This window comes from Nocardia jiangxiensis NBRC 101359, from assembly GCF_000308615.1.
Classification (GTDB): domain Bacteria; phylum Actinomycetota; class Actinomycetes; order Mycobacteriales; family Mycobacteriaceae; genus Nocardia; species Nocardia jiangxiensis.
In genome coordinates this window covers 792,959-812,158 of sequence record NZ_BAGB01000041.1, presented here as the reverse complement: position 1 = coordinate 812,158, position 19,200 = coordinate 792,959, and the positions used below count along the sequence as shown (strand labels likewise).

Annotated in this window: 15 protein-coding genes and 1 pseudogene; 9 read left to right on the top strand and 7 right to left on the bottom strand. The window is 68.5% G+C overall.

Annotated elements, in window-relative coordinates; translation table 11 throughout:
• Positions 1-94 precede the first annotated feature (94 nt).
• A complete protein-coding gene (locus tag ON40_RS17860; RefSeq protein WP_051193210.1) occupies positions 95-1,291 on the top strand; it encodes a DUF4192 domain-containing protein in 1,197 nt (398 codons plus the stop codon).
• A 26-nt stretch (positions 1,292-1,317) separates the two neighbouring features.
• On the opposite strand, the gene galE is transcribed toward ON40_RS17860, so the two are convergent.
• Complete coding sequence (galE, locus tag ON40_RS17855; RefSeq protein WP_040823763.1) at positions 1,318-2,298, bottom strand: UDP-glucose 4-epimerase GalE; 981 nt, start codon at positions 2,296-2,298, stop codon at positions 1,318-1,320.
• 3 nt (positions 2,299-2,301) lie between these two features.
• Entirely contained in the window at positions 2,302-2,988 is a 687-nt protein-coding gene (locus tag ON40_RS17850) for an iron-dependent transcriptional repressor DtxR (RefSeq protein ID WP_040823761.1), read from the bottom strand.
• 246 nt (positions 2,989-3,234) lie between these two features.
• On the opposite strand from ON40_RS17850, the gene ON40_RS17845 reads away from it, so the two are divergent.
• Positions 3,235-4,479, top strand: a complete 1,245-nt coding sequence (locus ON40_RS17845) for an acetoin utilization protein AcuC (RefSeq protein WP_085997728.1) — start codon at positions 3,235-3,237, stop codon at positions 4,477-4,479.
• 97 nt (positions 4,480-4,576) lie between these two features.
• A complete protein-coding gene (locus ON40_RS17840) occupies positions 4,577-7,201 on the top strand; it encodes a bifunctional acetate--CoA ligase family protein/GNAT family N-acetyltransferase (RefSeq protein WP_245567869.1) in 2,625 nt (874 codons plus the stop codon).
• Positions 7,202-7,232: 31 nt separating this feature from the next.
• Here the strand turns inward: ON40_RS17840 and ON40_RS17835 are convergent, their stop codons facing one another.
• Positions 7,233-7,730 carry a DUF3291 domain-containing protein gene (locus ON40_RS17835; RefSeq protein ID WP_040823759.1) on the bottom strand — a complete coding sequence of 166 codons (498 nt, stop codon included), beginning with the start codon at positions 7,728-7,730 and terminating at the stop codon, positions 7,233-7,235.
• Positions 7,731-7,838: 108 nt separating this feature from the next.
• On the opposite strand from ON40_RS17835, the gene ppc reads away from it, so the two are divergent.
• The 3 genes from ppc (at position 7,839) to ON40_RS17820 (ending at position 11,705) form a co-directional block, all read left to right on the top strand.
• A complete protein-coding gene (gene ppc, locus ON40_RS17830) occupies positions 7,839-10,616 on the top strand; it encodes a phosphoenolpyruvate carboxylase (RefSeq protein WP_040824519.1) in 2,778 nt (925 codons plus the stop codon).
• Positions 10,617-10,899: 283 nt separating this feature from the next.
• Entirely contained in the window at positions 10,900-11,262 is a 363-nt protein-coding gene (locus ON40_RS17825) for an ArsR/SmtB family transcription factor (RefSeq protein WP_040823757.1), read from the top strand.
• Positions 11,259-11,705: an SRPBCC family protein gene (locus ON40_RS17820; protein ID WP_040823755.1), complete on the top strand. Its 447-nt coding sequence runs from the start codon at positions 11,259-11,261 to the stop codon at positions 11,703-11,705. Before ON40_RS17825 ends, ON40_RS17820 begins: the two co-directional genes overlap by 4 nt.
• 52 nt (positions 11,706-11,757) lie before the next feature.
• On the opposite strand, the gene ON40_RS17815 is transcribed toward ON40_RS17820, so the two are convergent.
• The 4 genes from ON40_RS17815 to ON40_RS17800 form a co-directional block, all read right to left on the bottom strand.
• Positions 11,758-12,192 carry a DUF8021 domain-containing protein gene (locus tag ON40_RS17815; RefSeq protein WP_040824517.1) on the bottom strand — a complete coding sequence of 145 codons (435 nt, stop codon included), beginning with the start codon at positions 12,190-12,192 and terminating at the stop codon, positions 11,758-11,760.
• A 46-nt stretch (positions 12,193-12,238) separates the two neighbouring features.
• Positions 12,239-12,526, bottom strand: coding sequence for a DUF427 domain-containing protein (locus tag ON40_RS17810; RefSeq protein WP_040824514.1), 288 nt, complete (start codon positions 12,524-12,526; stop codon positions 12,239-12,241).
• 184 nt (positions 12,527-12,710) lie between these two features.
• Positions 12,711-13,679 (bottom strand): sigma-70 family RNA polymerase sigma factor, encoded by a 969-nt coding sequence (locus tag ON40_RS17805; protein ID WP_040823752.1) that lies wholly within the window; start codon positions 13,677-13,679, stop codon positions 12,711-12,713.
• 163 nt (positions 13,680-13,842) lie between these two features.
• Entirely contained in the window at positions 13,843-15,360 is a 1,518-nt protein-coding gene (locus ON40_RS17800; protein ID WP_040823751.1) for a DUF7782 domain-containing protein, read from the bottom strand.
• Between the two features lie 256 nt (positions 15,361-15,616).
• On the opposite strand from ON40_RS17800, the gene ON40_RS17795 reads away from it, so the two are divergent.
• The 3 genes and pseudogenes from ON40_RS17795 (at position 15,617) to ON40_RS17785 (ending at position 19,192) form a co-directional block, all read left to right on the top strand.
• Positions 15,617-16,693, top strand: coding sequence for an NAD(P)/FAD-dependent oxidoreductase (locus ON40_RS17795; protein ID WP_040824511.1), 1,077 nt, complete (start codon positions 15,617-15,619; stop codon positions 16,691-16,693).
• Positions 16,690-17,589 (top strand): RNA polymerase sigma-70 factor, encoded by a 900-nt coding sequence (locus tag ON40_RS17790; RefSeq protein ID WP_040824509.1) that lies wholly within the window; start codon positions 16,690-16,692, stop codon positions 17,587-17,589. The genes ON40_RS17795 and ON40_RS17790 overlap by 4 nt, the downstream gene beginning before the upstream one ends.
• Positions 17,590-17,871: 282 nt before the next feature.
• Positions 17,872-19,192, top strand: a pseudogene (locus ON40_RS17785) (NAD(P)/FAD-dependent oxidoreductase).
• Positions 19,193-19,200: the final 8 nt, after the last annotated feature.

Sequence of the window (19,200 nt, the reverse complement as noted above, 5' to 3'; positions counted from 1 at the left end):
GTGTGGTGCACAGGTTCGACAGTTCTCCCCAGACCTGGTGAACGCCCAGGTCGTCGACGTTTCGCGGAGTCTGCCGTAGGTCATCGTCGGATGCATGACGACCGCCATCGAACCCACACCGGCCGACGACGAGTTCACCGGGACCCCGGCCGAATCGCCTGCTGATCCCGCTCGGGGCGCGAGCCGCGAGCGGCCCGCCTTGCGGGCCGACGATCCGTGCGAATGCATTGCCGCGGTACCCGCTCTGCTCGGATTCGTCCCGCGCCGATCGCTCGTGGTGTATCTGCTGCGTCGACCGCCGGGCGGGGCCGGTTCGGCGGCGCTGAGTGCGGTGGCACGCCATGATCTGGAGCCGCCCGGCCGTGGCGGCTGGGCGCGGCTGGCCACCCAGCTGACCGCACTGTGCGTGCGGGAGAACACCCTCGCCGTGCTGGCCCTGATCGTCGACGATCGCGCCGGTGCACCTCATTCGGGCAAGCCGGGTGTGCGGTCGGGCCGACATCGCTACCTGGTGCGTGCCCTCGAACGGGCATTGGCCGCCGAGCGCATCGCACTGGACGAGGTGTGGGCGGTTCGCGAACTCGCCGCCGGACAGCCGTGGTGGGCCGTCGCGGATCCCGAGGTCGGCGGAGTGCAATCCGATCCGGCCGCCTCGCCGATCGCCCTGGCCGAGGCCGTGGACGGCTATCGGATCAAGGCCTCGCGCGAGGATCTGGAAAGCCTGGTCGCCGTGGACGCACAACTGTGCGCGGAGGTTCGGCCGGAGGTGGACCGGGCAGGAATACTCGCGGGGCAGCGATTCCGGACCGCGATCTTCCGCGACGAGTTGGATCGCTACCGGCGGTCCCTGCTGAACCGGGTTCTCGATCGGGTGGCGGCACTGGCCTCCGACGGCACCGTGGATGCCCGGGCTCTCGCGGAAACGGCTGTCGCACTGCGAGATCCGACCGTGCGTGACGCGGCGTTCGCGCTGGCGGGCGGCCTTCGGGCCGAGGCCGCCGCGCGACTGTGGGCACAACTGTGCCGAGTACTGACCGGGTCGGACCGAGCCGAGGCGGCCACCCTGTTCGGTTACAGCGCCTACACCCGGGGCGACGGCGTGCTCGCCGGAATCGCCCTGCGAGCAGCGCTGGAATCGGATCCCGACCACACCGTCGCCCGGCTCCTGGATACCGCGCTGGGTACGGGCATGCCGCCGCACGAGGTTCGCAAACTCGCCTACAGCGGCCGCGCCAAGGCTGCCGAATTGGGGGTCGAGTTCGACCTGCGGGCCGATTGGCTACAGCCGTGAGGGGCGCGGGTGGTTCGGGTGCGGTGCTATCGGGCGCTGTGTGCGCGGTCGCCCAGGGACTGCAGGAAAGCCCAAGCGTCGGTGACGATCTCGTCGAGATCGTTGTGCTCCGGCTGCCAGCCCAACTCGGCGATGGCGCGCTCGCTCGACGCGATCAGGACCGCGGGATCACCCGCGCGACGCGCGGTGTCGACCGAGGCGATCTCCCGCCCGGTGACCCGCTCGCAGGCCGAGATGACCTGGCGCACAGAGAAACCTGTCCCACTGCCGAGGTTGAAGATGCGATGCTCGCCCGGCCGGGACTGCGCGAGCGCCAGCAGATGGGCCTGCGCCAGATCCCGGATGTGGATGTAATCGCGCACCGCGGTGCCGTCGTCGGTCGGGTAGTCGGTGCCGAAGACCGAGATCGACTTGCGGTGGCCCAGGGCGGTCTGCAGTACGAGGGGGATGAGATGCGTTTCCACGACACGGTTCTCGCCGAGCCCGCCGTAGGCGCCGGCGACGTTGAAATAGCGCAGACTCGTCGCGGCGAGTCCGTGCGCCACCGCGTAGGAGGTGATGGCGTGGTCGATCGCGAGCTTGGACGCACCGTAGGGATTGGTCGGCCGAGCCGGGGCGGCCTCGGTGATCGGCACCTGCTCGGGCTCGCCGTACACCGCTGCGGTGGAGGAGAACACCAGCCGTGGGGTTTCGGACCGGCGGATCGCCTCGAGCAGGGCGAGTGTCTTGACGACATTGCCGTGCCAGTACTTCTCCGGTTTCTGCACCGACTCACCGACCAGCGATTGCGCGGCGAAATGCAGGACACCGTCGAAGGATTCGGACTCGACGAGTTCCACGCCGACGGTGGCGATATCACCGTCGACGAATTTCGCACCGCTGGGTACGCCCTCGGCATTGCCGGTGGACAGATCGTCGACCACGACCACGTCGTGACCGTCCTCGATCAGGACCTGGGCGCAGACGCCGCCGACATAGCCCGCGCCTCCGGTGACCAGAAGTTTCATATTTCAGACCAGCCTCACCTGGATGGCGTGCGCCATCTCGTCCGACAATTCGAATCCACCATGACCGGGCACCGAGATGACCACCACACCCGGCCGGGTCTCGACGGTGACGCGGGCATCGGGCACCACGCCCACCTCGCGGAGCTGACCGATGACCTCCGGATCGGTCTGGATGTGCTCGGACAGGCGCCGCACCACCACCGCGACGATCTGTCCGGGCGGCAGATCCGACAGCCGGATCAGCTTCTCCTCGGACGAACCCGCGGCGAGCACACCCAACTCGTCCAGGCCCGGAATCGGGTTGCCGTACGGGGAAGTGGTGGGGTTGTCGAGTACCTCGACCAGACGGCGCTCGACGTCCTCGCTCATCACGTGTTCCCAGCGGCACGCCTCGGCGTGCACGTTCTGCCAGTCCAGCCCGATGACGTCCACCAGGAGCCGCTCGGCCAAGCGGTGCTTGCGCATCACCGCGACCGCCATGGACCGGCCCTTGTCGGTCAGCTCGAGGTGGCGGTCACCCGCGACCAGCAGCAGCCCGTCGCGTTCCATGCGGGCAACTGTCTGGCTCACCGTCGGGCCGCTCTGCTCGAGGCGTTCGGCGATGCGTGCGCGCAGTGGTGTGACACCCTCCTCCTCGAGGTCGTAAATGGTACGGAGATACATCTCCGTGGTGTCGACCAGATCCTTCACCTGTTACCCCTTCGTCGGCAAAGATTCTACCCACGCGCGGTCGCGGATTGGTGCGCGAGGATATTCGGCTTGTGCTGCGGAAACGCCGGGCTACCCGGGCACGGCCCGACAACGGCGGAACCCGGCGCGCCGCACTGCCTAGCATTTGTACTGCATAGCAACGACAAAAAGGGTTCGTCCCTTCCCGTGTTCGGTTGTGGGTCACAGCACGGCGACCCGGCGCAGAGGTGCATTAGCGTGACATTCATGGCAAGCGCACTGCCCGACGACCCGGCGGTCGTGTGGACCGATCGGTTCCTGGATTACACCTGGACTCCGGAACATCCGATGAAACCGGCTCGGCTGCAATTCACCATGGCGCTCGCGCGGGGCCTCGGTCTGCTGGAGGGCGTCGAGACGCTCGCGCCCTCGACCGCGGACGAGACGGATCTGCTGCGGATCCATACCCCCGCCTACCTGGACGCGGTCCGCCACGCCGTGCCCGCCGCGCCGGGCGTCCCGCCGCCGAGCACCGCGCCGTACGGGCTGGGGACACAGGACAATCCCGTGTTCCCGCACATGCACGAGGCGGCGTCGGTGATCGTCGGCGGCACACTGGCCGCGGCGGGTGAGATCGCCGCGGGCCGTACCCACCGGGCGGTGAGCATCGGCGGTGGTATGCATCACGCGATGGCCGACTCGGCCGCGGGGTTCTGCGTCTACAACGATGTGGCCGTGGCCATCTCGTGGTTGCTGGACCACGGTTTCGATCGCATCGCCTATGTCGATGTCGACGTCCATCACGGCGACGGCGTGCAGCGTGCCTTCTACGGCGATCCGCGGGTGCTGACCATCTCGATCCACCAGCATCCGGCGACGCTGTGGCCCAATACCGGCTGGCCCGAGGAGACCGGCGCGGGTGCGGCCGAGGGCGCGGCGATCAACCTCGCTCTGCTGCCCGGCACCCGGGACGCTCAGTGGCTGCGCGGATTTCACGCCGTCGTGCCCGGCGCGCTGGCCGCCTTCCGGCCGCAGTTGCTGATCAGCCAATGCGGTGTCGACACCCACCGCGAGGACCCGCTGGCGGATCTGGAGCTGAGCGTCGACGGGCAGCGCGCGGCGTTCCGCGCGATGCGCGCCTGGGCCGACGAATATGCGCAGGGGCGCTGGCTCGCGGTCGGTGGAGGGGGATACGGCCTGATCCGGGTGGTGCCGCGGGCCTGGACCCATCTGCTGGCCGTGGTGCTGGACCGCGATATCGATCCGGCGACCGAGATCCCCGCGGACTGGCTCGCCCAGGTGCGGGCCTACGCGCCCGCGGTGGAACCGCCGCGCACCATGGGCGACGGGATCGTGCCGGACTTCACCCGTTGGGACGGTCCGGGCGGTGCACCCGATTCCGGTGACGCGCGCGCCGACCGGGCACAGCGCGCGGTGGACACCGCCGTACTGGCCACGCGTCGGGCAGCGTTCCCGCTGCTGGGCCTGGATCCGGAGGACCCTCGTGACTGACACCGAGCACACCCCGCCCCCGCCCGCCTGGCTCGCCGAATTCGGGCCCGACACACCGCAGAGTCCGCCGCCCCCGCCGCAACACTGGCTCGCCGATGTGCTCGCCTCGGACGGCGGCGTGGTGCGGCTGCGCCCGATCACCCCCGACGACGCCGCGGCGATGGAGGAATTCCATGCGCGCCTGTCCGACCGGACCCGCTATCTGCGCTACTTCGGCCCTTATCCGCGGATGACACCCAAGGATCTGTACCGGACCACGCATGTGGACTATCACGACCGGGTCGGCCTGGCGATCGAACTGGGTGAGGTGATCATCGCGGTCGGCCGCTACGAACTGCTCTCGGATCGGGAGGGGCCGCGCGCGGCGGAGGTGGCGTTCGTGGTCGCCGACGCGCATCAGGGCCGCGGCCTGGGCTCGATTCTGCTCGAACATCTCGCCGGTGCGGCGGCGGAGAACGATATCGAGACCTTCGTCGCGGAAGTCCTCGCCGAGAACAACACAATGGTGACGGTCTTCCGGGACGCCGGATATCAGATGCAACGCAGCCGGGACGGGTCGGTCCTGCATCTGGAATTCGCCATCGATCCCACCGAAGCGCTGCTGTCGGTGCGTGATTCGCGCGAACGCGCCTCGGAGGCCCGCAGCGTCGGCAATCTGCTGCACCCGAAGTCGATCGCGGTCATCGGCGCCACCCCGTCCGCGGGCCGGGTCGGTGGTGCGGTGCTGGCGAATCTGCTGTCCGGGGTGTTCCAGGGCCCGGTCTTCCCGGTGAACCCGAATCGCAGCTCGGTGCGCGGCGTGCGGGCGTACAACACCGTGCGCGACATCCCGGACGAGGTGGATCTGGCCGTGGTCGCGGTGCCGTCCGCGGAGATCTCTTCCGTGCTCGACGACTGTATGGCCAAGGGAGTCAAGGGGCTCGTGGTGCTGACCGCCGGCTTCTCCGAGACCGGTCCGGCGGGCTATGCCGCCGAACGCGATCTGGTGGCCGCGGCCCGCGGACACGGTATGCGGGTGGTGGGCCCGAGCGCGCTCGGCATCGCCAACACCGATCCGGCTGTTTCGCTGAACGCCACGCTGGCCTCGGTCATGCCGGGGCGCGGGCGGGTCGGATTCTTCTGCCAGTCCGGGCCGCTGGGCGCCGCGATCCTCGGTGAGGCCGCCGCGCGACGGCTCGGGTTGTCCACCTTCGTCTCGGCGGGTAACCGGGCCGATGTCTCCGGCAACGATCTGCTGCAGTACTGGGACAGTGACCCGGATACCGATGTGGTGCTGCTGTATCTGGAGACGTTCGGCAACCCGCGCAAGTTCTCCAGGATCGCGCGGCGGGTCGCGCGCACGAAACCTATCGTGGCCGTGAGCAGCGGCCGCAACGCCACCCGCACCACGCCGCCATCCTTGCTGGAACGCTCGGTGGAGCGAGATCTGTTCGCGCAGGCGGGGATCGTGCAGGTCGATACGATCTCCGAACTGTTCGACTGCGCGATGCTGCTGGCCTATCAACCGCTGCCCGCCGGGCCGCGCCTGGCGGTGATCGGCAACAGCGCCGCTCTGGGTTGGCTGGCGGTGGACGCGGCCCGTGGCGCCGAGCTCGAGGTGCGCGATCCGGTGGATCTCGGGCCGCAGGCCGGACCCGAGGATTTCCTCACGGCCGTGGCGGCTGCCGTGGCCTCCGAACAGGTCGACGCGGTGATCGTGATCTTCGCGCCGCCCGTGCCGACGGCAGTGCCCGCCTACGCCGAAGCGATTCGATCGGGTGCCGAATCCGCCGTCGCCAAGCCGGTGCTGACCACGTTCGTCGCCGATCACGGGATGCCGAATCTGCTCGCCAGCCGGGGAACCGGCGGTGTGGTCAGGAGCGGGTCCATCCCTTCCTATCCGGACCCCGAACGCGCGGCGCGGGCGCTGGGCCGCGTGCAGCGTTATGCCGAGTGGCGCAACACGCCCGTCTCGACGACCCGGCGACCCGCGGGTCTGGATACCGAACGCGCGCGAAATCTGGTGGAGCAGTGGATGGTCCGCTCGCCCGAGGGGGACTGGCTCGGCGATCTCGAGGCTGTGCAACTGCTGGACTGCTACGGCATCGGAATCGTCGAGTTCCGTGAGGTTCGCGATGCCGCCGCGGCGGAGGCGGCGGCCGAGGAACTCGGCTATCCGGTCGCGGCGAAGGCCACCGGTGAATTGTGGCGGAACCGTTCGGATCTCAATGGTGTGCGACTGGATTTGTGGCGGCCCTCGGCGGTGCAGCGTGCCTACGCCGACCTGGCCGAGGTGTCGGGCAATGCGGTCGTGCACATTCAGCGGATGGCCACCAAGGGAGTCGGCTGTGTGTTGCGCGTCCAGGACGATCCGTCGTTCGGATCGGTGATCAGCTTCGGATTGTCCGGCACGATCATCGATCTGCTGGGCGACCGCGTCTATCGTGCCCTTCCGCTCTCGGAGGGGGAATCGATCGCACTCATCGATGCCCCGCGCGCCGCCCCGCTGTTGGAAGGCAGAACCGGAGTGTCGGGCAGGACCATCGGCGAACCGGTGGACAAGAGCGCCCTGTCCGAACTGGCGCAACGTATTTCGGCGATGTGCGATGACCTGCCGGAGGTGCGCGAGCTGGCGATCGAGCCGATTCTGGCCTCACCGGAGGGTGCTGCGGTCCTGTACGGCCGCGTCCGCATCGGGCCCGAGCCCAACCACTTCGATATCGGTCCGCGTCGCCTGGGATGAGTGCGGCGCCGACCGAGGGCCGGTGTGGTGATCAGGCCGGGCAGGTCAGGTCCCGGACATCCGGCGTCGAAGGTTCCGTCGCCGAGGGTGACGGGAACGAGTTGCGGAAGGTGAAGGCGTATTCGGTCGGGCCTTGTGCACGCAGGTGGGTGATGCGCTGCTCGGCCTCGGCCACGGTCGGCAGCCGGCCGGCCGGCACCCACCACAGCGCCTGGTACGCCTCGGACATGGTCTCGAACCAGGTCCGGCGCTGACGCATGATCCGCACGTGGTCGCTGCGGTAGACGAATTCGGTCAGCGAGGTCATCGAGGACCAGACGCTCATATTGACGATCAGCCGGTCGTCGTCGAGGAGCCGGATGGCGGTCGCGTCACCGTCCTCGGTCTGCAATCGCCAGACGAAACCGGGTGCGGCATCGGCGAGCGCGTTGATCTCGTCCAGGGCGGCGACGAACCCGGACAGGCGTGCGGAGGTGAGTGGTTCGAGCGGCAGGGCGATGTTCACTTGGGCGAGGTGATGGCCGGACATTCCACGAGCGTAACCCAGAAGTGAGGAGATCTTCTCAGTATGGTGATTGTTCGATGCTCGGGGCCCGGCGAGGTGGCGACGGTCGGGCAGTGGTCGATACTGGAGCCCATGCGCGAAGATCAGATCGAAACTGCCACTGCGCCGCTGCGGGACGATATCCGCTTCCTGGGAGCGATCCTGGGAGAGACGATCAGAGGTCACGAAGGGCCCGAGGTCTTCGATCTCATCGAACGGGTCCGGGTCGAGGCATTCCGGGTCCGGCGATCGGAGGTGGAACGCAGCGCGGTCGCGGATATGGTGCGCGACACCGATATTCGTACCGCGCTCCCGTTGATCCGGGCGTTCAGCCACTTCCTGCTGCTGGCCAATCTGGCCGAGGATCTGCAACGTGACCGGCGTCGCGCGGTGCACGCGGCGGCCGGGGAGCCGCCACAGGAGTCCAGCCTCGCGGCCACCTATCGCAAACTCGACGCCGCGCGCCCCGACGGCGCGCTGGTCGCCGATCTGCTCGACGATGCGGTGATGTCACCGGTCATCACCGCACATCCGACCGAGACCCGCCGCCGGACCGTGTTCGACGTGCAGTCCCGCATCACCGATCTGATGCGGCAGCGACAGCGCTACACCGAGAGCGAACCGCAGTACGCGGAACTGGAGACCAAACTGCGCCGCCAGGTGCTCACCCTGTGGCGCAGCGCGCTGATTCGTCTGGCGCGCTTGCGGATTCAGGACGAGATCGAGGTCGGCCTGCGCTACTACGACTTGACGCTGCTCGAGGTGATGCCGCGGATCAACGCCGATGTGCGCGCCGCGCTGCGCGCCCGCTGGCCGGAGTACTCGCTGCTGCGCCGCCCGGTCCTGCGTCCGGGCTCGTGGATCGGCGGCGATCGGGACGGCAATCCGAACGTCACCGGCGAGGTGGTGCACCGCGCCACCCATCGCGCCGGTGCGGTGGCTCTCGGGCACTATCTGACCGAATTGGTCGGCCTGGAGAAGACGCTGTCGCTGTCGGCGCGCCTGGCGGCGGTGACCGATGATCTCGCCCGCCTGGCCGAGACATCGTTCGACGATTCGCCGCAGCGCGCGGACGAGCCGTATCGCCGTGCCGTGCGCGGCATCCGAATTCGGCTGACCGCCACCGCACGTCGCGCGCTGGGTGAGATCCCCGCCGACGGCGTCGACATCGACGCACTCGACGCCGAGGTCGAGCCCTATGCCAGCGCTCAGGATCTGCTGAACGATCTGGCCGTGGTGGACGCCTCGCTGCGCGCCTCCGGCGACGGTCTGCTCGCCGACGACCGGCTGGCCGCGCTGCGCGGTGCGGTCGAGACGTTCGGATTTCACCTGCAGGGCCTGGATATGCGGCAGAACTCCGAGACACACGAGCAGGTGATCGCCGAATTGCTGGCCTGGGCCGGAGTCCACGCCGATTATGCGAGCCTGCCCGAGGATCGTCGCGTGGAGTTGCTGGCGGCGGAACTCGGCACTCGCCGCCCGTTGCTGGGGCCCGGTGCACGGCTGAGCGATCTGGCCGCCAAGGAACTGGGCGTGCTGCGCGCGGCCAAGGCCGCCCTGGACGATCTGGGCCCGGATACCGTGCCCAACTACATCATCAGCATGTGCACCTCGGTCAGCGACCTGCTCGAGGCCGCGTTGCTGTTGAAGGAGGCCGGAATCCTCGATCCCGGCGATGCGGACACCCCGCCGAGCAGTCCGGCGGGGGTGGTGCCGCTGTTCGAGACCATCGAGGATCTGCGTCAGGGTGCGCAGACCCTCGTCGCGGCGCTGGAGGTTCCGGCTTATCACCGGCTGGTGGCCGCCCGAGGTATGCGGCAGGAGGTCATGCTCGGCTACTCCGATTCCAACAAGGACGGCGGATATCTGGCCGCGAACTGGGCGCTGTACCGGGCCGAGCTGGATCTGGTGGAGGCCGCGCGCAAGACCGGAATTCGGTTGCGGCTGTTCCACGGTCGTGGCGGCACGGTCGGTCGTGGCGGAGGTCGCAGCTACGACGCGATCCTCGCGCAGCCGGCCGGGGCGGTGCGCGGTTCGCTGCGGCTCACCGAACAGGGTGAGGTGATCTCCACCAAGTACGCGGAGCAGGGCACCGCCTACCGCAACCTGGAAGCGCTGGTCGCGGGCACGTTGGAGTCGACGCTGCTGGATGTGGAGGGTCTGGGGGCCGACGCCGAACCGGCCTACGAGCTGTTCGACGAACTGGCCGAGCTGGCCCGGCAGGCGTATGCGCGGCTGGTGCACGAGACGCCCGGTTTCGTGGAGTACTTCCGCGCCTCGACGCCGATCGCCGAGGTCGGGGATCTCAATCTGGGCAGTCGCCCCGCCTCGCGCAAACCGACCAGCTCGGTCAGCGATCTGCGGGCGATCCCGTGGGTGATGGCGTGGAGTCAGTCGCGGGTGATGCTGCCGGGCTGGTACGGCACCGGCGCCGCGATCGAGCAGTGGGCAGGTGAGGACCCCGAGCGGATGGCGGTCCTGGCCGATCTGTACCGCCGCTGGCCGTTCTTCCGGACCGTGATGTCGAACCTCGCCCAGGTGATGGCCAAGGCCGATCTGGACATCGCCGCCCACTATGCCGAACTGGTCGAGGACGACACGTTGCGCGAGAAGATCTTCGGCATGATCCGGGACGAATTCGACCGCACCGTTCGCATGCACGCGGCCGTCACCGGCAGCGACCACCTGCTGGCCGACAACCCCGCCCTGGCCGAATCCATCCGCAACCGTTTCCCCTATCTCGAACCGCTCAACCAGATGCAGGTCGAGCTGCTGCGCCGCCGTCGCGCCGGAGACGATTCCGAACTCGTCGAACGCGGCATCCTGCTCACGATGAACGGCCTCGCCACAGCACTGCGGAATTCGGGGTAGCGGATCGTCGCCGGCGGCCACACTCGGGTTGCCCGCGATCGATGGACGTGCCGAGGGGCATTCTGCGATCGGCCGATGTCGACGTAATCCCTTGCCGCACTGTAAAGTACGGCCTTCGGTTCCGATGGACACCGGAATTTTCTGCTGCGCTGTTGGTTCGTGGCGTAGGCGACGATTGCGGATACCTCGTCGATCAGCGCCCGAACCGTGCTACTTCGCCATAGATCGGTAGGTTATTTCCTACGTTTGACAGGTAGGAAATAACCTACCTATAGTGGCGAATATGGCTCAGCAGGTCGATCATGCGAATGCGGATCGGGTGTTCGCGGCGTTGGCGAACCCCACCCGGCGGGAGATTCTGGAAATGCTGCTCGACGGTGAGCGGACCGTGCAGATCATCGCCGAGCGGTTCGAGATGACCCGGCCGAGCGTGTCCGAACATCTGCGGGTGCTGCGTGAGTGCGGGCTCGTCGGCGAGGACAAGCGCGGTCGCTATCGGTATTACCGCGTCGAACCCGAACCGCTGCACGAGTTGCAGACCTGGTTGAGCCCGTTCGAGCGCTACTGGCGTACGCGGCTGCGTGCCCTGGGCGATGTGCTCGACGCCATGCCCGACGACCCCGATGACACCGAGGAGTTACCGTGAGCGACACCGCCACCGCGATAGAACTGGACCACTACTACCCGCACCCGCCTGAGAAGGTGTGGTGCGCGCTCACCACGCCGAAACTGATGGCGCAGTGGATGATGGAACCGATCGGCTTCGAACCGGTGGCGGGCAACATCTTCGAGATGAAGACCCGCCCGATGCCCGGCCAGAACTTCTCCGGCCACATCCGTGGCGAGGTGCTCGAGGCCGCCGCGCCCGAACTGCTCCGCATGACCTGGAACGACGCGCAGATGGACACCCCGACCGGCTGGATCATCAGCTGGCAACTGCGCCCCGAAGGTCACGGCACCCGAATCCTGTTCAGCCACAGCGGCTTCGACCCCGACAATCCGCTCATACAACGCGCCCGCTCCATCATGAGCCCAGGCTGGGCCGCCATGCTGGACAACCTGGAAGCCGTTCTGGTCCGAGAAGGCTGAGCGCAGGATCTCCGCTCCGGGATCTCGGCGGCGGCCGAGCTGGTGGATCGGGTCAGGAACCCGAGACCGGGACGATATCCGCGACGATGCGGTGGATCGTTCCGTCCGGGATATCGAAGGTCTCGGTGATGTCGACGGTGACCAGGCGCTGTCCGGCCAGGCCCGAATCCAGGTGGTATCGCGCGGTCACCACATTGCCCGCGGTGCTCAGCCGGACGTCGTAGATGCGCTGAACGAGCTGATACTGCGGGCCGGTGTCCAGATCGTGCGTGAGTTGCGGGCCGGAGTAGCCGGTCTGGATACCGGCCTCCACCCGCGTGCAATCGGGTGCGAACGGCACGTCGGCGGCGTTGTGCGAGGTCAGCGCATCGAGGTAGGCCATCGCGATCGTCTCGCGCTGGTTGGTGGGTGCGGCGGTGGCGCTCGGCGCAGTGGCCAGCGCGGCCAGCAGCGGGAGCGCCAGAATTGAAACCCGTTTCAATTGCATGGAGTGATCGTAGGAGATCACGCCGCGCCGCAACAGCCGAGATCGCTCAGCTCTCGCGCACCTCGACACCGCGCCAGAACGCGACGTAGTCCTTGATGTTCTCGGCCGCGGGGAGCGGCTCGGGGTAGTACCAGGCCGCGTCGGGGTTCTTCGTGCCATCGACCGCGACCGTGTAGTAGCTGGCCTCGCCCTTCCATCCGCAGGTGGTGTGTTTCTCGGATGCCTCGAAGAACTGCCGATCGATCGAATCGGGCGGGAAGTAGTGGTTGCCCTCGACCACGATGGTGGCGTCGCTGTCAGCGAGTTGCTGTCCGTTCCAGATGGCTTTGGTCATGGAACCCATTGTGCCGCAACCGATCATCATTTCAACCGATCTGCTATTACAGCGCCGGCCGGTTCGCGCAGTACCCGGAGGGGTGGGACGCGCGTCGCCGACCGGCGCTTGGGGTGACCGGATCGGGGCCGGTCACCGCGGTGGTGCTGGGCCGGATTCCGGACGGCCCAGCGTCTGGGGGGATTTAGCTGGCGTAGGCGCGCAAGCGGTCGGCCCGCTCACCCTTGCGGAGCTTGGCCATGACCTCGCGCTCTATCTGCCGAACGCGCTCGCGGGACAGGCCGAACAACTTGCCGATCTGGTCCAGGGTGCGGGGCTGACCGTCGTCCAGGCCGAAGCGCAGGCGGATGACCTGCTGCTCACGCTCGTCCAGGGTGGCCAGCACGCTGCGGACATCGTTGTGCATGATCCCGGCGATGACGGCGCTCTCGGCGGAGGTGGCCTCGGAATCCTCGATGAAATCACCGAGGGGAGCCTCCTCGTCGTTGCCGACCGGCATGTCCAGGCTTACCGGATCGCGGCTGTGGTCCAGCAGATCGGCGATCTTCTCGACCGGAATGCCCGATTCGTTGGCCAGTTCCTCGTCGGTGGCCTCGCGGCCGAGCTGCTGATGCAGTTCGCGCTTGATCCGAGCGAGCTTGTTGACCTGCTCGACCAGGTGGACGGGCAGCCGGATGGTGCGGCTCTGATCGGCCATACCGCGGGTGATGGCCTGCCGGATCCACCAGGTGGCGTAGGTGGAGAACTTGAACCCCTTGGCGTAGTCGAACTTCTCCATCGCCCGGATGAGACCCAGGTTGCCCTCCTGGATCAGGTCCAGCAGCGGCATGCCGCGACCGGTGTAGCGCTTGGCCAGCGATACCACCAGGCGCAGGTTGGCCTCGAGCAGGTGCTGCCGGGCGGCCTGGCCGTCCCGGACCAGAACCGCGAGGTCACGCTTGCGGGTGGCGGCCATCCGCTTACCGGTCTCCAACAGGTGTTGGGCGTAGAGGCCCGCCTCGATGCGCTTGGCCAGCTCGACCTCGTCGGCGGCCGTGAGCAGCGCAGTCTTGCCGATCCCATTCAGGTACACGCGTACCAGGTCGGCTGCGGGGCTCGTGGCGTCGAGGTCCTGATCGCTGGCGCGCAGCCCAGTGGTGGCGGGGCTTGTCATGACTTGCCTCCTGTCGGTGGTGTCTCATCCGATCAACGGACCCGACACTGGGAAAGTTCCCCGCCACCCCTGCGATAAACCGTGCTGAGCTGCGGCTTTCTCCGTACCCATCTGAGAAGTTCCTAAGAAGGACCCAGCCGGGGAACGCCGCGGGGGTGACGGATCACGCCGGGAAGATCAGGCCGTGCCGAACCAATCCGGTGACGATCGTCAGTGCGGTGGCACGGAATTCGGCTGTTGCCTCCGCGCCGGTGTGACCGACCGCTAGCAGGTCGATCAGTTCGTGTAACGGCAGGCCGTCGACCCGCATTCCCGCGAGCAGAGCGGCGGTGGAGTCGTCCACCTCGTGCTGCCAGCGCGGACCGTTCCCGCGATGCAGCCGCGCGACCTGCTGCTCCCAGCCGTCCGGCCCGGCGAGGTAGACCCGCTCGAGCGCGGTCGCCGCATCCACCCCGAAACGCGCGGACCAGGCCAGATCCGGATCCGCCGCGACTGCCCGCAACCACGCCGAACGTTCGAAGTAGGCGGTGGCCTCGGGGCCGAGCGGATCGTCGAAACCGTGCGTGAGGTCCTCGGCGAGCAGTTCGGTCGGTCCGTCGATCGCGCGCAGATAGACGAAGCCGAACCCGATGCCCTCGACGTGGGCGTCCTCGAAGGCGTCCAGCCATGCCTGGGCACGTTCCTGGGCGTCGCGATCGCGCGGATCCAGGCCGGCGTCGCGCAGCCAGGTTCCCACGTAGAGGGCGGGATCGGCGACGTCGCGCTGCACGATCCAGGCGTCCACACCGTGATCGGGCAGCCACGAGGACACCCGGGCGCGCCAGTCCGCACCGCTGCGATGCACCCAGGAGGCCAGCATGGCCGCGGTGCCGCACGGTGCGAGCAGTTCGGGCGCTCGCGAGACGACCAGTTCGCTGGCGCCGTCCAGGGCCAGACCCGAATCGCGATAGGTGTGTTCCACTCGGGCGGGACCGACCACGAACGGGGGATTGGCGACCACCTGGTCGAAGCGGCGTCCGGCGACCGGCTCGAACCAGCTGCCCTGCAGCAGTTCGATATCCAGTCCGTCGAGCGCGGCCGTGGCCTGGGCCAGCCACAGCGCTCGCGCGCTGACGTCGGTACCGGTCACCGTGCGCGCGTATCCGGCCGCGTGCACCGCCTGCACGCCACATCCGGTGCCCAGATCCAGCACCGAATCGACCGGATCGGTCGGGGTGGCGCGCAGCAGCGACAGCGACGCCTGGCCGACGCCCAGGACGTGATCGGCGCTCAGGGTGCGTCGCCGGACCGAATCGTCCAGATCCGAGAGCACCCAGCGGGTTCCGCCGCCGAGGTCCAGCGGGCGCAGGTCGAGGGCGGCCCGCACGACGTCGCCGTCCCGCTCGAGCAGTCCGGCGGCCACCGCGCGGTCCAGATCCAGCGGTGCGAGCGCGGCCGCGACCTCGCGTTCGGGCTCCGGATCTCCGAGCAACAGCAGCCGGACCAGTGTGCCCAGCTCGCCCGCATCGCGGACCGCGCGGCGCACCGGCACCGGTTCGGACCGGCCCAGGGCGGTGTGCGCGTCGTCGCCGAGCACCTCGAGCAGGGTGTCCGCGTCGTAGCGGGCGCGGGTGAGCGCGGTGCGCAGATCGGGTGCCAGCGCGGCCAGCGGTGAGACGACGGTCGTCGGGTTCGGGGGCATGACTGGCAACTCTGCCAGGATCGCCGTCGAAACCCTGGTGGTGGGGCCGTCACAGAACCAGGGACAGTCCTCTCGTAACCCATCCGCCGGAATCTCCGCGCGACGCGAACTGCGCCGGCGCCGAAGGTGGACCCTGCGTCGAAGACGGATGTGACCAGCCGTTTCGTCGTGGGTGACGCACATCACGATCGAGGCCCATCACGGATCACGACCGACCGGCATCTCATGTACGACCCGTCAACGACAGGAGACAGTGATGAAGGTCCTGGTGGTAGGTGCCGGATATGCGGGCACGATCGCGGCTAACCGGCTCGCGCGCAAGGTCGCCGATGCCGATATCACGGTGATCAATCCCCGGCCGGAATTCGTCGAGCGGGTGCGCCTGCATCAGGAGATCGCGGGTTCGGGAGCGGCCGCGACGCCGCTGACGGTGATGCTGCGGCCGGGGATCGACACCCGGATCGGCACCGTGGACAAGATCGGCGACGGCAGTGTGCGGCTGGACGACGGTGCGAGCATCCCGTTCGATCATCTGTTCCTGGCGGTCGGCAGCACCGTCGAGTCGCCGGCGGGCGCGATCGCGGTGGGTACGTGGCAGGGCGCGCGCATGGCGCGCACGGAGCTGGCCGCGCTGACCGCCGGACAGGCGGTAACCGTCGTCGGCGGCGGTCTCACCGGGATCGAGACCGCCGCCGAGATCGCCGAGGCCCGGCACGATCTGCGGGTTCGCCTGGTGGGGTCGACGATCGCGGCCAGCCTGTCCGAGGGCGGGCGGCGACGAGCACGCGCCGGATTGGAGCGCCTGGGCGTGGAACTGATCGAGGACACCGTCGAGGAGATCCGCCAGGGCGCGGTTCTGCTGCGCTCGGGCGCGCAACCTCCCACGGATCTGACGCTGTGGGCGATCGTGGCCGATGTGCCCGATCTGGCGGCGCGCAGCGGGCTGACCGTGCGCCCGGACGGCCGCGCGGTCGTGGACGACTATCTTCGAAGCGTGGACGACCCGCGCATATTCGCGATCGGAGACTGTGCGGCGGTCCCGGGCGCTCGATTGGCCTGTGCCACCGCGGAACCGCAGGGCGCACACGCCGCGAACACGCTGGCCCGGCTGGCGGCCGGACGCGCACCGCGGCCGTACTCGATGGGCTACGCCGGGCAGGGGGTGAGCATCGGCCGTCGCGACGCGGTGATCCAGTTCGGCCGCCGGGACGATTCGGTCCGCCGGGCCTTCCTGGCCGGACGAACCGGCGCGATCATCAAGGAAAGCGTGTGCCGCTGGGCGAAATTCGGCGCGAGGACGGCCGAATACGCGTGGTTGCGGGGACCGCGGTGAGTTCGTCGTTCGATCCGGACGCGGAGTTCACGACGCATCGCCCCCTGCTGTTCTCGATCGCCTACGAGATCCTCGGCTCGGTCGGCGACGCCGAGGACGTTCTGCAGGACAGCTATTTGCGCTGGCGCACGGCCGATCTCACCGGGATCGGCAATCCGCGGGCCTATCTCGCGCAGGTCGTCACCCGGCAGGCGATGACGACGTTGCGTTCCGCGGCTCGCCGCCGGGAGAGCTACGTGGGCCCGTGGCTGCCCGAACCGCTGGCCGCGGACGGGCAGGATCCGCCCGAGGGCGTGCGGCACGTGCTCAGCGGTGAGGCGGTCACCACGGCGATGCTGCTGATCCTCGAGACGCTGACCCCGCTGCAACGCGCGGTGTTCGTCCTGCGGGAGGTGTTCGAATTCGGTTATGCGGAAATCGCTTCCGCGGTCGGCAGATCCGAACCCGCTGTGCGGCAGGTGAATCAGCGTGCCCGTGAGCACGTTCGCGCCCGGCGCGAATCGGTGTACGGCGCGGTCGCGGTCCCGGCCGACGCGGCCGCGGTCGCCGAACGGTTCTCGATCGCCGCGGCCACCGGAAACGTGCAGTCCCTGATGGACGTCCTCGCACCCGACGTGGTCTTCCTCGCCGACGGTGGTGGGGTCGTCAACGCGGCGCGGTGCCCCGTGCGCGGTCCGGACAAGGTGGCTCGCCTGCTGATCGGGCTGATGACCATGGGGCGGCGGATGGGCGAACTGGACATCCGCTTCGCGGTCTACAACGGGATGCCGGCCGTGGCGGCCTCGATCGACGGCGTACTGGACCAGGTGACCTCCGTCGAGGTGCGCGGCGGTCTCGTCACGGCGGTCTACTGCGTTCGTAATCCGGAGAAGCTGGGAATGATCGTGAACTCGTAGGCACGGAGACCAAACCGGGGTGGGGACCTGTGCGAACTCCGGGTGTCCCCATCCTCGCGATGGGGTGCTCGCAGCGGCACCCAGCCGCGCCGTTTTCCGTGTCACCGGCCGAGATCCACACCCTCGAACCCCTCGGCCGGTGACCGGAAAAAATTTCTCGCAAGGCCAAACTGGATCCGGTCGCATGTCGAACTCGAGGTATGCGACCGACTTGTGATACCGCGTCACCCGCAGAAAAATTCACGCCCTCGGGACCGGCGTGCTGCCGGGAACGGGGCCGTGGTGCCTGAATACCCGAGCCGTCGCGATATCGCGGTGATCGGCAGTGGGGTCGCGGGTCTGACCGCGGCCCATGTGCTCGCTCGCCACGACCGGGTGACCCTGTACGAGCGGGACGATCGACTCGGCGGCCATGCGCACACCCATGAGGTGGAGGTCGCGCCCGGACACCGGGTGTGCGTCGACTCCGGGTTCATCGTGCACAACGACCGCACCTATCCGACACTGCTGCGGCTGTTCGAGGAACTGGGCGTGCAGACCCGCGAGACGGATATGTCGATGTCGGTGCGCGCGGACGACGCCGGTCTGGAATACGCCGGGGCCAAAGGACTTGCGGGGCTGTTCGCCAGACCTCGCACGGTCGCCGACCCGCGCTATCTGCACATGCTGCGGGAGGTGCCCCGGTTTCATCGGGCCGCACGGGAGCTGTTGCAGCGCAACGATGCCGAGCTCACGCTCGCGGAATTCCTGCGGCGGCACGGGTTCGGCCGCTACTTCACCGAATATTTGCTGACGCCGCTGGTGGCCGCGGTCTGGTCGTGCGATCCCCGGTTGTGTGCGCGGTACCCGGCGCAGTACCTGTTCCGTTTCCTCGAGCATCACTGCATGCATGCTGACGGTGTACGGCTCGCCGGTCTGGCGCACCGTGGTGGGCGGATCCGCACGGTATGTGGCGAAGGTCGCCGCTCGGCTCGACGAGATCCGCACCGGCACTCCGGTATTCACGGTGGCCGAGCAGCCCGACGGGGTGATCGTCACCGATTCCGCGGGCGCGCGTCGTTTCGACGCGGTCGTCGTCGCCACTCATTCCCCGCAGGCGCTGGCGATGCTGGATGCGCCGAGTCCGGCGGCCCGCTCGGTGCTCGGCGCCATGCCGTACTCGGTGAATCACGCACAACTGCGCACCGACGAATCCCTGTTGCCTCGCGCTCGCCGGGCCCGCGCGTCCTGGAACTATCTGGTGCCGCGTGGGAACAGGAGCGCAGAGGGAGTGATCGTCACCTACGACATCACCCGGTTGATGCGGCTGGACGACGTCGCCGACCGCAGATTCCTGGTCACCCTGGGCGGAGCGGGACTGGTCGACCCCGACCGGGTGATCGCGGAGATGACCTACGAGCACCCGATCTACACCCCCGAATCCGTTGCGGCACAACGTCGTCTCCCGGAGCTGGACACCGACCGACCGGCCTTCGCCGGGGCGTATCACGGGTGGGGATTCCACGAGGACGGCGCCCGCTCGGGCCTGCGCGCCGCCGAGCGCATCGGCGGACGGTGGACGCGGCCGGGGGAGCCCGAATCGCAGCGGGTGGGGGTGCGATGACGACCTGC

What these genes read in the sequence shown, in the direction of transcription:
- ON40_RS17860 (WP_051193210.1), top strand. Translation starts at nt 95, where the DNA reads ATGACGACCGCCATCGAACCCACACCGGCCGACGACGAGTTCACCGGG.
- galE (WP_040823763.1), bottom strand. Translation starts at nt 2,298, where the DNA reads ATGAAACTTCTGGTCACCGGAGGCGCGGGCTATGTCGGCGGCGTCTGC.
- ON40_RS17845 (WP_085997728.1), top strand. Translation starts at nt 3,235, where the DNA reads ATGGCAAGCGCACTGCCCGACGACCCGGCGGTCGTGTGGACCGATCGG.
- ON40_RS17835 (WP_040823759.1), bottom strand. Translation starts at nt 7,730, where the DNA reads ATGTCCGGCCATCACCTCGCCCAAGTGAACATCGCCCTGCCGCTCGAA.
- ppc (WP_040824519.1), top strand. Translation starts at nt 7,839, where the DNA reads ATGCGCGAAGATCAGATCGAAACTGCCACTGCGCCGCTGCGGGACGAT.
- ON40_RS17825 (WP_040823757.1), top strand. Translation starts at nt 10,900, where the DNA reads ATGGCTCAGCAGGTCGATCATGCGAATGCGGATCGGGTGTTCGCGGCG.
- ON40_RS17815 (WP_040824517.1), bottom strand. Translation starts at nt 12,192, where the DNA reads ATGCAATTGAAACGGGTTTCAATTCTGGCGCTCCCGCTGCTGGCCGCG.
- ON40_RS17810 (WP_040824514.1), bottom strand. Translation starts at nt 12,526, where the DNA reads ATGACCAAAGCCATCTGGAACGGACAGCAACTCGCTGACAGCGACGCC.
- ON40_RS17805 (WP_040823752.1), bottom strand. Translation starts at nt 13,679, where the DNA reads ATGACAAGCCCCGCCACCACTGGGCTGCGCGCCAGCGATCAGGACCTC.
- ON40_RS17800 (WP_040823751.1), bottom strand. Translation starts at nt 15,360, where the DNA reads ATGCCCCCGAACCCGACGACCGTCGTCTCACCGCTGGCCGCGCTGGCA.
- ON40_RS17795 (WP_040824511.1), top strand. Translation starts at nt 15,617, where the DNA reads ATGAAGGTCCTGGTGGTAGGTGCCGGATATGCGGGCACGATCGCGGCT.